Source organism: Qipengyuania sp. L-5Y, assembly GCF_056859455.1.
The window spans coordinates 243,004-255,882 of record NZ_JBSXOM010000028.1; the positions used below are offsets into that span (position 1 = coordinate 243,004).

Here is a 12,879-nt window from a genome sequence, read left to right on the forward strand (position 1 = left end):
CGTCTGACGAAAGGTGAAATGATATGGCTCGTACCCGGGCTGTCCTGATGGCTGCTTTACTGGTCCCGTTTGCGGGGCTGGCATCGCCTGCACTGGCGCAGGCATCGCTTGCCATGCTCGACACGCTGGATCGCGGCGGATGGGAAGTCCGTTTCCGCGACGATAACAGCATGCGCAAGGTCTGCATCCGCTCGGGGCGCGAATTCATCCGGCTTCGCCACAGCGGCGGCAATTGCAACCGCTTCGTGGTTGAAGATGCAGATCGTAATGTGACGGTACAGTATACGTGCCGCGGCAATGGCTATGGCCGCACACATATCCGTAAGGAATCGCCAAGCCTGGTGCAGATCGATAGCCAGGGAATTGCCGACGGGAAGCCGTTCCAGTTCACGGCCGAAGCGCGACAGACGGGCAGATGTAACTGAGCGGCCCACTTGCAGGTCTGCTGCTTCGCGCATAGCGGAGCCCTATGAATGAAACAGACACATCCGGCCCCGCCGTGGTCCTGCTTTCCGGCGGGCTCGATTCCATGGTCACTGCTGCAATCGCGCGAGAACGCGGGATGGCGGTGCACGCGCTGACGATCGATTATGGTCAGCGGCATATCCGCGAACTGCAATCGGCGCGCTCGATTGCAGAAAAGCTTGGCGTGAAACGTCACGTCGAATTGCCGCTGGATCTGCGGCAGTTCGGCGGATCGGCCCTGACGGACGACATCGATGTACCCAAGGGCGGTGTCGGCGAGGGAGAGGATATACCCGTCACCTATGTGCCGGCGCGCAATCTCGTCTTCCTGGCACTGACGACGGCGTTCGCCGAAACCTCGAACTCTCGCGACATATTCATCGGCGTCAATGCGCTCGATTATTCGGGCTACCCGGATTGCCGGCCCGAATTCATTGCCAGCTTTGCAGAAACGGCACGGCTCGGCACGAAGCAGGGTGTTGCGGGTCGGCCGTTCACGATCCATGCGCCGCTTCAACATATGTCGAAAGCGGATATCGCACGGGAATGCGATCGGCTCGGTCTCGATCCTTCATGGAGCTGGTCGTGCTACGATCCGACGGCAGAGGGCGAGGCATGCGGCGCGTGCGATTCGTGCCGGCTGCGCCGAAAAGGCTTTGCCGAAGCGGGACTAGCCGATACCACCACCTATTCGAGGGATGCACCGGCTTTGACGGAGTGAGGATTTGACAGAACTAAAGGACGCCGCCCCGATCAAGGGAGAGGCGGCAGGCAGCGGCCCGGACAAGGTACCTGCCTATAGCTGGTATGCCTTGGGCGTCCTCGTTCTCATCTATGTTCTGAACTTCATCGACCGGCAGATCCTTTCGATCCTTGCCAACGATATCAAGGCCGATCTCGGGGTCGAGGATGATTATCTCGGCTTTCTTTATGGCACGGCGTTTGCGGTATTCTACGCCCTGTTCGGAATCCCGCTAGGCAAGCTGGCCGATAGCTGGAAACGCGTCCGCCTGATGAGCCTGGGCCTTGCGCTGTGGTCCACCATGACGGCGCTGTCCGGATTTGCGAAAAATGCGACTACGCTCACCGTGGCGCGTATCGGTGTCGGGGTGGGCGAAGCGACAGCCAGCCCGTCGGCCTATTCGCTGATTTCCGACTGGTTTCCCGCTCGCCTGCGCGCGACTGCCCTGGCGATATATTCCTCAGGCCTTTACATCGGCGGGGGCATTTCGCTGCTGATCGGCGGGCTGATCGTCGAGAACTGGAATGCAGCCTATCCGGGCGGCGGTCCGCTTGGCCTGGTCGGATGGCAGGCCGCGTTTCTCGCGGTCGGCATTCCCGGTCTGGTGCTGGCACTCTGGGTTCTGACCTTGCGAGAGCCGGTCCGCGGCGCGATCGATGGCCTCCCAACTCCGGAAGATCCCGAGCCCTTTCGCGGCTTCGTACGGGAACTTTTTCAGGTCATCCCGCCATTCACCGTATTCGGGGCGGCGGCACGCGGGACCGGTGCACTCGTCGTCAATTTATGCGGCGCTGCCTTTTTTGCGGCAGTGGCATGGGCCCTGTGGCTTTGGACCGGCGTCTTCGAGCAGTGGCTGTTCCTCGGCGTGGGGTATTATGCCGTATTCAGCTGGACGATGGGGCTGCGAGCGCGCGACCTTCCCACCTATCGCCTGACCTGGGGTTCACCGGCATTTCTCTGCGTAATTCTGGGATACGGCACGGTCGCCTTCATGGCCTATGCGGCGTCCTATTGGGGCGCGCCTTATGCTGAACGGGCACTTGGGGCCGACAAGACGGAATTGGGCTGGTTTCTCGGGGCCCCTGGGGCCGTTGCCGGATTTCTCGGGGTCATCCTTGGCGGACGTATGGCGGACTATCTGCTGGAACGGCGCCCGGAAGGACGCGTTTGGGTGATCTTGTTCGGGCTCGTGATGCCCCTGCCAGCCATGTGGGTTGCATACACGACATCGGATGTGGCTGTCTTCTACGTGGGCGCTTTTCTTGCGCAATTGCTCAGCGCTTCCGCGCTCGGCGCTGCGGCCGCCTCAAGCCAGGCTCTCGTGCTTCCGCGCATGCGCGGCCTTGCCACAGCGACGTTCTTCCTTGCGACGACGCTAATCGGCCTAGGCCTGGGCCCCTTCATGGCTGGCTATGTATCGGCCACCAATGGAGACGATCTTTCTCTAGGGGTGCTATCCACCTTTGTCGCCGCGCCATTCGGGTTCATCCTGCTGGTGGCTGCGCTGAAGCTTGTGCCTCAGGCTGCAGCCACCGTGGTCGAACGTGCACGTGACGCTGGCGAAGAGGTTTAGACCCTTTTCATAACGCCGCAGGCTATCCGCGATCCCGCGTCGCCCGCTGGGTCGGTGCGGTAGTCATCGGGTCCTTCATGGACGACAACGGCAGTACCATCGGCATCGAAGATGTCAGCCAGAACGTCGGTGGCGTTGCCTTCAAGTTGCACTTCTGCGCGTCCGGTGCCGTTCGCTGCAATTGTCAGATTGGGCATATCGCCGAGATGCTGACCGCCGGGGGACATTGACCCGTGCGAGTTATTGCCGGGGTTGAGATGGCCGCCTGCGCTCGTGAAATCGGGCGCGGTACATGTGCCGGTGGTGTGAAGGTGAAAGCCATGTTCACCGGGTGACATGCCCACGGCAGCGACGGCGACCGTCACGGTCTGGCCGCTGCTCAGCAGTTGAACGGTTCCTGCAGGCGTACCGTTGGCGAACAGCAGTGTCGTCTCTCCAACACGTTCAGTGGGAAGGTCGTCCATCGTCGTGCAACCGGCAAGGGCGATGGCTGTGATGGGCGGCAGCAGGAACAGTTTATTCATGGAAGTCCTCTCGGTTCGAACAGGGATCTTACCATGCAACGAAAAAGGGCCCGGATTGCTCCGGGCCCTTCTCGAATTTGGCTAATGCCAGTCGCTTACATGCCCGAACCCGGACCGTAAGTGATTTCGACGCGGCGGTTCTGCAGTTCGCGGACACCGTCAGCAGTCGGGACGCGCGGGTTGGCTTCACCGAATGCTTCGCTGGTGATGCGGCCATCAGGCACACCGCGCGAGGTCAGGTAACCACGGACCGAAGCGTTACGACGTTCTGCAAGACCCATGTTGTAGGTCGCCGAACCCGAACGGTCGGTGTAGCCGGCGAGCATGATTGCTGCCGTACCGCAGTCTGCGTAAGCCGACACGGCGTTGTCGAGGATGGTCGCTGCTTCCGGAGTGATGTCCGACTTGTCCCAGTTGAAGAAGACGATGTACGGACCCGTCTCGCAGACCGGCGCCGGCGGCGGCGGGGGCGGAGGCGGCGGGGGAGGCGGCGGCGGCGGCGGCGGCGGCGGCGGAGCTGCCGGTTCGCCGAAGTTGTAAGCCAGCGTTGCCATCAGCGAGTGCGAACGGAAACCGACGCGTGCGTCGCGGCCGTCGAACGCCACCAGGTCGTTGCCGAACTGGTTGTAGAAGCGATACTTCAGACCGATGTCGACGTTGTCGTTGATCGGTGCGCGCACGCCGGCGAGTGCCTGCCATGCGAAGCCCGTGTCGCTGTCGACGATGTCGATCGACGGGAACGGGGTCAGAACGCCAACCTTGACGCGGCCAACACCGGCACCACCGCCAACGAAGCCCTGCAGGCCGTCATCGGGGCCGAAGTCGACCAGGCCGTTGATCATGAAGCTCAGAGCTTCAGCACCGCCACCGACCAGCGGGTCGTCAAGCGAAACGACGTTATCGGTGTAGCTGTCTTCTTCCGAGCGACGGAAGCTGGCTTCAGCTTCCAGACGGAACGGACCGAAGTCATAACCGACGATACCGCCGACGTCGTAACCGATGTCGGTGTTGAGCGTGCCGACTTCGTTCGAACCCGAAAGGTTGTCGATATCTTCGACGATCATACCACCGGCGTTGAGTTCAACGTACCAAGTGTCATCTTTTGCCAGGGCTGGCGATGCAAAGGCCGTAGAGGCCATCGCCATTCCTATGACGAGTTTGCGCATTATAATTTCCCCTTTTTGCGAAATTGGAGCCACCGAGTGGAACATATCTATCTTTCAGGCCCCTAGGTGGCAAGTAAACAATAGGTAGGAACTGTGACAATATTGTCGCTTTCCCTTATTGTAAGAATGAGTTCCGGGAATTTGGACCCCTTCCGTATTGTGCCGAACGGCGATGCCCGGATCGGGTTCCCATCAGGCTCGTGGAAAGATCGATAGTGTTGCAAAGATGTCGATAATTGCCTCGATCGCAGCCCGCGCCTCGACATCGACGACTGCCCCTCCGGAGGGAGAGGTCGGCCGCTCGACACGGTTCCATCCGCCCGCATAAACGATCCGGCTACTTTCCGATCGATCGAACACGTGCATGCCGTCGATCGGCGTGCAGAGCGTCCATTGGGTGCCATCCCAGCAGGCGAGTTTTCCCTCATGCCCCTGCCATGCGTCGCCGGCTGGTTGCGCCACGATCCAGCATTCGCCCGCGACGGGATCCTGGGGCGGTGTTGTCGCCTCACCCTCCACTGCGGGATGCAGTAGCGCATCGATCCGCGCGAAGGTCTCGTTGACGGATAACTCTTTCTGCGCCTGGCCGGGAACCAGCATGGCGAGCGCATGGCGGGGAGTGGTCGCGTCGAAAGAAACGGGCGTGGTCATGGCATCTTCCTTTCAGCCAAAGTTGATAGAGAAATGAGATGCAGTGGAGGCGAAACTGCAAAGCTGCCCTTCTGCCGGACCCACAGTGCCGCGCCCTCGTATGATTCGCCGAGCGCGGCGATCTCGCCCGCTTCGAGGACCAGTTGCGGTCCGGCCGTCGCCCATATCCGCGCGGGTCGATCCGGATCGCCCAGCCCCACTTCATACAGTTCATCCTGCTCGACCAGCGGCTGTTCGACCCCGTCAGGCCAGCTCCAGCCGCCACGCGCCCGGCGCGTCCAGCGCAAGGTCAAATTGCCGAGCGCATCCTGTTCGCTGCGCGGATGCACTGGCAGCAGGGGGCGGCACGTCCGGCCGCCGTTCTCGATTTCGGCCAGAACGGGCTCGTCGTCTCCCGCTCCGATCGCCGCGATTCGGTCGCCATCGCCCGGATATGGATTCGCGGGAAGCGGAACCAGCCGATCGTCGAGAAGCGTGACCGTTGCACCCGGCTCATGACCTGCCAGCGCCTCGATTTCGGTTCCGCCGCGGCCCCGTAGCAGCCCGCAGAGCTGCCAGATCCCGTTACCTTCGGGCTCGCACTGCGCGAACTGCACGATCTCCCCGCCGATCAGCAGGCGGTTCGATCCCCGCGCAATCGCATCGAGCCCGGCCGGTTCCAATGCCGCTTCGTAATCGTCCAGCCGCACCCTCACTTGCGCAGTTGCTTCGAACCGCAGGCCGGGGCTGGGCGACAGGGCTTCCGCCAATATCCCGCCCACGGCGCGCTGCGGGCCGCTGTGTCCGATCGGCACCAGCGTGTCGGCGCTCTCGCGATACAGCATCGCGCCGCCCCAGCGGCCCGCTGGCGCGCTCACCGCGGCATAGCGTTGCGGCACGCTGCTCTGTCCCGTGCCGTCCCACGGCAGTTCGAATGAGCGCAGCCGCGTTTCGACCGGCAAGCGATCGGGCGGCGACCAGGCCGCGCCGCCATCCGCTGGCTGGCTGGCCCCTGCCGTGGGTGCGTAGCGGGCGAGGTCCAGCTCGATTCCCGTGTCGCGCCATTCCCAGGCGGTGATCTGCCACAGTCCCGGATGACCGGGTGCCCGCACGATGCTGCCGGGGCCCAGCGCCGGGTCGATCCGGTTCGTCCGCCACGCCAGCCCTTCGCCGCGCAGCCATTCCCGCCTTGCCGCTCCTGCCAGAAGAGATCGTGCGGCTTCAGGCTGAAAGACGCCGGGAAACTCCATAGTTCCGCCCCCATCCGCGCCTTCGGATCGCTGCAGTCCAGGCTGGTAATCGCGCGTCGGATCGTAATAGCGCAGCAAGCTGGCCACTTGCGATGCGGCCTGCCGACGCGACAGGGCCGCACCGCTCGCGCGCCCGAACTCGCCGTCCGGCGCGGCCACGGCGGGCGGCAGCATCGGCACCTCATCCGGCGCCACAACCCCTGCTACGATGACATGCCCGCTGCGCATTGCGGCATGTATGGGTCGCAGGCCCTTCACCTGCGACAGTAGCGCTGCCAGCCCGCCGCCCTCGTGTACGAAACCGCCAAGTTCGGGAAACCCGGTTCCCTCGCACTCCATGCTGGCCTGCCGCGCAATGTCTTCCACCACCGCCTGCGCCGTTCCCGCGAACACTTCGAAGCTGATCGCCGGTATGCGGTTGCCGAAATCTTCCAGCGCCAGATCCTCGAACACGGCATAGGCGCAGCCGCGATAGGCAGGACATCGCGCACCGATGCTGGCAGCCATCAGCGGATCGGGCAACTGGTCGGCATGGCCGGTATGAATGCGCAGCACCCCTCCGGTCTTGAGGTCGCCTGCCGCACCGCGCAGCAGATTGCCATCCGCCCAGATACGGCCCACGCCGTCGATCGGCCGGCTCGACAGCGCCACGGCGAGCGAGACGGAATAGGCGTAACGCGTCGTTGCAGGCCGGCCCTTGCCGCCCCCGCTGGATTCGCGCCTTTCGCTCAGGTCGCTCGCCCAGATAATCGTGCCGGGAACGCGGACCCTGCCGTACAGCGCGGGGATGGCGCTGCCATAGCTCGACGTGCTCACCGCCAGTTCCTTCAGCCGCGGGCCTTCGCGGCGCGGCGGCGAACCGATGATGCTTGCGTCGAGACTGCGGCCCAGCGTCGCCCCGATGGCGCCGCCCAGCGGGCCGCCCACCAGCGTCCCCAAGGCGCCGAGAACTAGAGTTGCCATGTCTGCTCCTGATCGGAATCGATCCGCCACTGCGCGAGCAGAGGATCGAGGGGGACAAGTTGCTGGCACACGACCCGCCGCAGCCCTGCATGGGCGTGGACGAAGCCGTCGGACCCCAGCGCGATGAGAAGGTGGTTCTGCGCCGGGCCGGGCCGGGTCAGCAGGACATCGCCGCGCCGGATATTGCCGGTGCAGCTTTGCAGTCCGTTCATCCCGGCAAACTGCATCCACCGCGCGATGCCGCTATTGCGCAACCGGTACCCCTCCGGCCAGCGCACCTGCCGTCCGCAACCGGCCAGCGCGGCCCCCACCACCCCGATACAATCGAGCCCGGTTTCCCGGTTGCGCCCGTGCAGGCGAAAAGGGGACCCGATCAGGTTTTGCGCCGCCTGGGCGAGCGCGTCGCCGCACAGGCTCATCGGGCAACCGGATATTGCGCCAGCATGTCGTTGCCCGGCAGAAACGGCTCACCCTGAAAGTTCACGGCATTGCCGAAGCGGGCGGCGCAGGTGGCGACGGTCCGGTCGCAGCCCTCGCGCAATAGTACCCGCAGGCCCGGCGACCAGTCGTGGTCGATCCGTCCCGCCAGCATCAGCACCGGCCCGTCCGTATCGACGATCCGCGTCGAAAGCCCGGTGGCGGGGCCATCCATCCAGCGCAGGCTCCCGAAGCGATAGGCTGATGCATCGGCCAGATCGACGCGCAAGGTCTGCGTGTCGCGGTCGATCGCCGTCACGCGCACACGCTTTTCGAACGCTGCCGGGTTCAATCCGCAGCCCGGGCCGCAAAACCGTGCCCGGCAAGTCGGGCCGGTCACCGGGATCGGGTCGTGCGCCAGTCGCACCTTCGCCGATTCCAGTTCGGCCCGAAACCCCGCCCCCTCGCTGGTGACGCCCGCGATGGACCCTGAATAAAGCGATGCGCGCTCCAGCGTCTCCCAATCGACCACGCCGCATTCGACTTCCGCTGCATCGAAGCGGCCACCGGCCAGATCGGCCGCCGTCACGCTCGCATGGCTTAATGCGCCTTCGATATCGCCGGGATCGTCTTCGAATCCCGATGTCACGCGAATGGCCGATGGCAGCATGCCAGGCGCGGCGCGGTGAACGATGCCGTCGAACCACAGATCGCGGTCGTGCGTGGTAAAGCCCAGCGTAACGCCGTCACAGCGATAGATGCGCCACCAGCTTGCCGTCGTATCGAGCTCGCTTGCAAAGAACGCGCGTCTCATACGGCCTCGCGTATCTCGATCAGCGCAACGGAAGGCGCCTCGCCGGTGGCAAAGGACACGCCGCTGACGTCCAGCCGGTCCTCGGCAAAGCGCACCGGCACATCGAACAGATAGCCTGCCGTGATCGGCGCGCCCGCTGTCGGCGCGCTGTCGAACACGATCCAGCCGCCCGCCTCGTATCGCCATGCCGCAGTCTCCACAGCGCCCACGGCAATGCGTATGCTGGCGGGTTGCGGGCGGGTGATCCGGCGCTGCTGCTCGCCATAATTCTTCACCAGCCGGAACCGGCTGGCCAAGCCGTCGCCCGTTCCTATGCGCTGATCGCTGGCCGACGGCGTGCCGGTCATCGCGGCGGAACTGAAATCGAAAGGATCGCGCAGGCGGAAACCGCGGGCAGGGCCGTATCGTGCGCGGAAGAAGGCGATTAGTGTGCCCAGTTCCGCTTCGGACCTTATCCCCGGACCGACATCATATCGCATCCGGGCATCGGACCACAGCGCATTGCGATATTCATGTCCCGATGCGGTCACCGCTACAGAGGTCGAAAATTCAGGGCACGCCGCCGCGTCGCGGCCCAGCGTAAGCGGATAGGCGACATCGTCGAACGGGATCATTGTGTCTTCTCCGGGTGGTGGCAGGCGGGTGTAACCGTCGCGCGATATCTGCGGCATCGCCCAGACGAATCGCTGGGTAACGCCGCGCTCGCGCGCCTCGTCCAGCGCGGCGTCGATCCGTGGCCAGTAGGTTTCAGCATCCTCTGCCAGCAGCACGAAACCGGCCATGTAATCCTGCCGGGCGACCGGATAGCCGAGCCGCTGGGTAACGAAGGCGATGCCTCGCCGTCGTTCGGCATCGGCCCCGTCCGTCAGCCAGTCGTAATCTTCCAGCTGCAGCCGGTCGAAGGCGGGCCATGCCCAGCCCGTCGGCAGGTTCGCGCGGTAAAGTTCCGGCATGCTCGGGTTCAGCACGGTCGGCGTAAAGGCCAGCAGCAGGATCTCCGCCGCGCCGCCTGCCGCATCGTGCACCGATTGCGCCAGCGCGGCGGTCGACTGGGCCAGCAATGCGCCCGCCGCGTCCAGCACATTGCGCTGCGCTTCGTCGATGGGCGAACGCATATCCGCGATTATCGCAGGCGATCCGCCCAGCGCGGCCCGCGTCGCATTATCGTACAGGCAGGGCGCGCCGCTGTCAGGCTGGACCCACCACCACGGCTCGCCGATCTGGAACAGCACGGGAAGGCCCGCGGCCTGCGCAATCGCAACGAAGGCGTTTGCGACCTGCCGCAGATAGCTCATCGCGCCGTCATGCGCGGGCGACAACAGGGCCGATGGCGGTTCCCACCCGGTCAGCGCGGGCGATCCGTCATGCGCCCGCTGCTTCCAGTCGTTCCAGCAATGCGCGTCGAACAATTCGTAGGATAGCGACCAGATCACGTCGAAATCGCGGATCTTCGCGTGTTCGGCAAAGGATCGGTGCCAGGCCGCGCAGGGTTCGTTCAGCACCCCGCCGGCAAGGCTCACGTAATGCCCGCCGCCCAGCGGCTCGAGCCGGAAATAATGGCTCATCCCTACATAATGGACGATCCGTCCGCGGTAGCCGAGGCCTTCGGCGCTGCGTAGCAGTCGTGCGGGGGTCTGGTTGAAACTGTCGTCATAGGCGGTGGCGATCTGTTCGCCATGCGCGGGGATCAGCACGTCGCCCATGGCCAGCATGGCGCCCGCGCCTTCGCACCGTATGGCGGACATTTCGGCCCAGCCATCCACGCGTGCCGGCAACACGGCCCCGCTGCCCTCGACATAGCCCTGCGGGGCCAGGCTGATGAACATGCGCTCGATATCATGCGGATGGATCGCCTCGCCAGGCAGGGAAAAACCCGATTCCAGCTCGGAAAACCGCAGCTCGATTTGCGCATCGGTCGGCGAACCGCTGGCATAGTTCCACAGGCGCACATACCAGGCCCGTTTCCTGCCTTCTGCATCGCGGCCCTCGATCGTCAGCGTCGGACCATGCGGCACGTCCAGTGCCAGCACCCCGCCGCTGCGCCAGCGAAAACGCAGCACGCAATGCGCGTAATCGGACCGCGTTTCATAGGCCAGCAGCGGGTGGTCGAGCGTATCCTCACTCTCCCAGATAAGTCCGGCCAGTTCGCCCTCATGGTGGAAGCTGCACTCCACCCGCAGCGCGTCGGCTGCGGTGGTGACGACACTCGCCATCATCGGTCGTGGGAAATTGACCGTCCAGAACCGCGGATCGAACCGCTGGATATGATCGGATTGTTGCCCGCTGCGTTTGCGGGCAAGCCAGAAACTCATTGCGAAACTCCTGTGAATAGCGTGCCGTCATCCCGGGCATGGTCCGGGGCAGTGCGTCTCGTTTGGGGGAGGGTGTCCGTTGCCGAAGGCTAAGTGCCCAGGGCCCGGCGAACCGCGCTTGCGACCTGCCGCGCGCTGCGCTGCATCGCTACCGGCGCAGTGGTGCCGCGCGGTGCGGCGATGGCGATCGAAACCTTTACGTCGCGGCTCGTGCCGGTGCCCGCATTCGCTTCCACCCGACCGGCGCTTGCGGGCACGAACAGTTCGGGCCCCCGCTCGCCGACCAGATAGGGTCGTTGCGGCGAAACGGTCCCGCCGGTCGCACGGCCGGGCAGGCCGAACAGCGCCCCGGCCGCAGTACCGATCAAGCCGGCAAATCCGCCGCCGCTACCGCCGCCGCCGAACACTTCGTCCAGCCCCAGCCGCAGCGCCTGCGCGGCAATCTGGTCGAGCGCACGCGCCGCTACGCGTTGCAGATCGTCGAAGCCGACGCTGCCTTTGCGGATCGCGGACAGCAACCCTCGTTCCAGCACCGTTCCCGCTCGGTCGAAGCCGTCCAGCAGGGTCGCATCGAATGTGCTTCGCATGGCGCGCATGTCCGCTCCGAAGGCCTGCGTATCCGCGCGAACCGCCACGATCATTTCCTCGATCTCGTCATCCATGGGCATCCCTTTCAATCAGCGCGGCAATCTCGGCGCGTGTGGGCGGGCTTCCGGCAGGCGCGGGCGCGGAAAGGCAGGCGGCAAGCTCTGATGGTGTGGCATGCCAGAACGTACCGGGCCTCCACCCCAGATGCGTAGCCGCCAGCCCCGCCAGCCGAAGCGCCCCCTTGGTGAAGGGCGTGCTCACCAACTTCGCCCCCGCTTGTGGGTGGGATCGCGGGTGGGCGACGTCACACCCGTCCCTTCAGGATTTCGCCCAGCAATATCCGCAGCGGTTTCGTGGATGCGGCCAGGCCTTGTGCGACGACCGCTTCGCCCACGACTTCCCGCGCCAGATCCCCGCGTTCGGCCAGGCAATGCCAGAACAGCGCAGCCATATCGGTCAGGCGCAGCTTGCCTTCGCCTGCACGCTCCACCAGATCGAACAGCGGACCCAGTTCCTCCTCCGCCTGTACCAGCGCATCGAAACTCGGCCGCAGCAGACAGGCCCTCCCGTTGATCGTCAGCGCCGCTTCGCCTCTCGCCGCATTGCTCATGACGGCACCACCGGTCCGGAGCTTTCGAGCTGCACCGAATAGGTCCGCTCGCCGTTGAAATCGCCGGCATAGTCCAGCCGCTGCACCAGGAAGCGGCCGCGCATCTTCGCGCCGTCCTCGAAACTCAGCTCGTACTGGTCGATGGTTCCGGCCAGTGCGTGATTGCGGATCGCGTGCTCGGCATCCGATCCCAGGAAAATCCCGCTGGCGGATACAGAAACCGACCGCGTCCCCGCGCCCGACAGCAGCTCGCGCCAGCCGCCGCTTTCCTTGTGGGTGACCACCACCGTGTCGCCGTTCACGCTCATTTGCGTGGTCCTGAGGCCTGCGACGGCCTCGTATGTAACGGGCGCGCCGCCACTGCCGATTTTCAGCAGGAAAGCCGCCCCTTTCTGGGCTGTCATGTCGATTACTCCGTTGCGATGAGTTTGAAGGCGAATTCCAGCAGCACCGCGCGGCCATTGCGCCGTCGGCGCTCCACGCGGCTTCGCAGGAAGCGGGTCACCACCACGCGGAAACCCGCCTGCTGCGGGGCCAGCGTGGCGATGCGCTGTTCGATGCGGCCGGCAAGCGCTGCGGTTTCGGCGGGATCGTCCCCGCGCCCGACCAGCTCCAGCGCCACGCGCACCTCGCGCCCCGTGGCGGTCTTGGTCGACCAGTCGGTGCTGGCGCTGGCGGCAATGGCGATGGCAGGCGGACTGGCCGCCGCCGGGGCTTCCTCGGCGATGGCGTTCACGTGCTCGGACAGGACCGGATCGCTCGCCAGCCAGCCGGCGATCGCGCTGCGCAGGGCGGTTTCCATCTACCGTTCTCCCTTGGTGAAGA

Annotated in this window: 15 protein-coding genes; 3 read left to right on the forward strand and 12 right to left on the reverse strand. The window is 64.9% G+C overall.

What is annotated here, in order from left to right; translation table 11 throughout:
- Positions 1-23 precede the first annotated feature (23 nt).
- The 3 genes from AC13F2_RS08650 to AC13F2_RS08660 are packed head-to-tail and all read left to right on the forward strand — an operon-like array spanning position 24 to position 2,780.
- Positions 24-425, forward strand: a complete 402-nt coding sequence (locus tag AC13F2_RS08650; protein ID WP_196847373.1) for a hypothetical protein — start codon at positions 24-26, stop codon at positions 423-425.
- 44 nt (positions 426-469) lie between these two features.
- Entirely contained in the window at positions 470-1,186 is a 717-nt protein-coding gene (gene queC, locus AC13F2_RS08655) for a 7-cyano-7-deazaguanine synthase QueC (RefSeq protein ID WP_482965116.1), read from the forward strand.
- A gap of 4 nt (positions 1,187-1,190) precedes the next feature.
- Positions 1,191-2,780 (forward strand): MFS transporter, encoded by a 1,590-nt coding sequence (locus AC13F2_RS08660; RefSeq protein ID WP_369828384.1) that lies wholly within the window; start codon positions 1,191-1,193, stop codon positions 2,778-2,780.
- On the opposite strand, the gene AC13F2_RS08665 is transcribed toward AC13F2_RS08660, so the two are convergent.
- The 12 genes from AC13F2_RS08665 to gp17 form a co-directional block, all read right to left on the reverse strand.
- A complete protein-coding gene (locus AC13F2_RS08665) occupies positions 2,777-3,304 on the reverse strand; it encodes a superoxide dismutase family protein (RefSeq protein WP_482965117.1) in 528 nt (175 codons plus the stop codon). The genes AC13F2_RS08660 and AC13F2_RS08665 overlap by 4 nt on opposite strands.
- Positions 3,305-3,399: 95 nt before the next feature.
- The gene (locus AC13F2_RS08670; RefSeq protein WP_482965118.1) at positions 3,400-4,470 is read right to left on the reverse strand and encodes an OmpA family protein; all 1,071 of its coding nucleotides are present in this window, start codon (positions 4,468-4,470) and stop codon (positions 3,400-3,402) included.
- 192 nt (positions 4,471-4,662) lie between these two features.
- The gene (locus AC13F2_RS08675; protein WP_482965119.1) at positions 4,663-5,121 is read right to left on the reverse strand and encodes a DUF2793 domain-containing protein; all 459 of its coding nucleotides are present in this window, start codon (positions 5,119-5,121) and stop codon (positions 4,663-4,665) included.
- The gene (locus AC13F2_RS08680; protein ID WP_482965120.1) at positions 5,118-7,313 is read right to left on the reverse strand and encodes a phage tail protein; all 2,196 of its coding nucleotides are present in this window, start codon (positions 7,311-7,313) and stop codon (positions 5,118-5,120) included. Before AC13F2_RS08680 ends, AC13F2_RS08675 begins: the two co-directional genes overlap by 4 nt.
- Positions 7,301-7,732, reverse strand: a complete 432-nt coding sequence (locus tag AC13F2_RS08685; RefSeq protein WP_482965121.1) for an NlpC/P60 family protein — start codon at positions 7,730-7,732, stop codon at positions 7,301-7,303. The genes AC13F2_RS08680 and AC13F2_RS08685 overlap by 13 nt, the downstream gene beginning before the upstream one ends.
- Positions 7,729-8,544: a DUF2163 domain-containing protein gene (locus AC13F2_RS08690; protein WP_482965122.1), complete on the reverse strand. Its 816-nt coding sequence runs from the start codon at positions 8,542-8,544 to the stop codon at positions 7,729-7,731. The genes AC13F2_RS08685 and AC13F2_RS08690 overlap by 4 nt, the downstream gene beginning before the upstream one ends.
- Positions 8,541-10,856, reverse strand: coding sequence for a DUF2460 domain-containing protein (locus AC13F2_RS08695; protein ID WP_482965123.1), 2,316 nt, complete (start codon positions 10,854-10,856; stop codon positions 8,541-8,543). The genes AC13F2_RS08690 and AC13F2_RS08695 overlap by 4 nt, the downstream gene beginning before the upstream one ends.
- 89 nt (positions 10,857-10,945) lie before the next feature.
- On the reverse strand, positions 10,946-11,518 hold the full coding sequence (locus tag AC13F2_RS08700; RefSeq protein WP_482965124.1) for a tail tape measure protein: 573 nt from the start codon (positions 11,516-11,518) through the stop codon (positions 10,946-10,948).
- The gene (locus tag AC13F2_RS08705) at positions 11,511-11,705 is read right to left on the reverse strand and encodes a phage tail assembly chaperone (RefSeq protein ID WP_482965125.1); all 195 of its coding nucleotides are present in this window, start codon (positions 11,703-11,705) and stop codon (positions 11,511-11,513) included. Before AC13F2_RS08705 ends, AC13F2_RS08700 begins: the two co-directional genes overlap by 8 nt.
- A 43-nt stretch (positions 11,706-11,748) precedes the next feature.
- Complete coding sequence (locus AC13F2_RS08710; RefSeq protein ID WP_482965126.1) at positions 11,749-12,054, reverse strand: gene transfer agent family protein; 306 nt, start codon at positions 12,052-12,054, stop codon at positions 11,749-11,751.
- Positions 12,051-12,458: a phage major tail protein, TP901-1 family gene (locus AC13F2_RS08715; RefSeq protein WP_272020064.1), complete on the reverse strand. Its 408-nt coding sequence runs from the start codon at positions 12,456-12,458 to the stop codon at positions 12,051-12,053. The genes AC13F2_RS08710 and AC13F2_RS08715 overlap by 4 nt, the downstream gene beginning before the upstream one ends.
- 5 nt (positions 12,459-12,463) lie before the next feature.
- Positions 12,464-12,856 (reverse strand): tail completion protein gp17, encoded by a 393-nt coding sequence (gene gp17 / locus AC13F2_RS08720; RefSeq protein WP_482965127.1) that lies wholly within the window; start codon positions 12,854-12,856, stop codon positions 12,464-12,466.
- Positions 12,857-12,879: the final 23 nt, after the last annotated feature.

Excerpts from the sequence above, each read along its gene's own strand:
- AC13F2_RS08650 (WP_196847373.1), top strand. The coding sequence starts at position 24 with ATGGCTCGTACCCGGGCTGTCCTGATGGCTGCTTTACTGGTCCCGTTT.
- queC (WP_482965116.1), top strand. The coding sequence starts at position 470 with ATGAATGAAACAGACACATCCGGCCCCGCCGTGGTCCTGCTTTCCGGC.
- AC13F2_RS08665 (WP_482965117.1), bottom strand. The coding sequence starts at position 3,304 with ATGAATAAACTGTTCCTGCTGCCGCCCATCACAGCCATCGCCCTTGCC.
- AC13F2_RS08670 (WP_482965118.1), bottom strand. The coding sequence starts at position 4,470 with ATGCGCAAACTCGTCATAGGAATGGCGATGGCCTCTACGGCCTTTGCA.
- AC13F2_RS08675 (WP_482965119.1), bottom strand. The coding sequence starts at position 5,121 with ATGACCACGCCCGTTTCTTTCGACGCGACCACTCCCCGCCATGCGCTC.
- AC13F2_RS08680 (WP_482965120.1), bottom strand. The coding sequence starts at position 7,313 with ATGGCAACTCTAGTTCTCGGCGCCTTGGGGACGCTGGTGGGCGGCCCG.
- AC13F2_RS08685 (WP_482965121.1), bottom strand. The coding sequence starts at position 7,732 with ATGAGCCTGTGCGGCGACGCGCTCGCCCAGGCGGCGCAAAACCTGATC.
- AC13F2_RS08690 (WP_482965122.1), bottom strand. The coding sequence starts at position 8,544 with ATGAGACGCGCGTTCTTTGCAAGCGAGCTCGATACGACGGCAAGCTGG.
- AC13F2_RS08695 (WP_482965123.1), bottom strand. The coding sequence starts at position 10,856 with ATGAGTTTCTGGCTTGCCCGCAAACGCAGCGGGCAACAATCCGATCAT.
- AC13F2_RS08700 (WP_482965124.1), bottom strand. The coding sequence starts at position 11,518 with ATGGATGACGAGATCGAGGAAATGATCGTGGCGGTTCGCGCGGATACG.
- AC13F2_RS08710 (WP_482965126.1), bottom strand. The coding sequence starts at position 12,054 with ATGAGCAATGCGGCGAGAGGCGAAGCGGCGCTGACGATCAACGGGAGG.
- AC13F2_RS08715 (WP_272020064.1), bottom strand. The coding sequence starts at position 12,458 with ATGACAGCCCAGAAAGGGGCGGCTTTCCTGCTGAAAATCGGCAGTGGC.
- gp17 (WP_482965127.1), bottom strand. The coding sequence starts at position 12,856 with ATGGAAACCGCCCTGCGCAGCGCGATCGCCGGCTGGCTGGCGAGCGAT.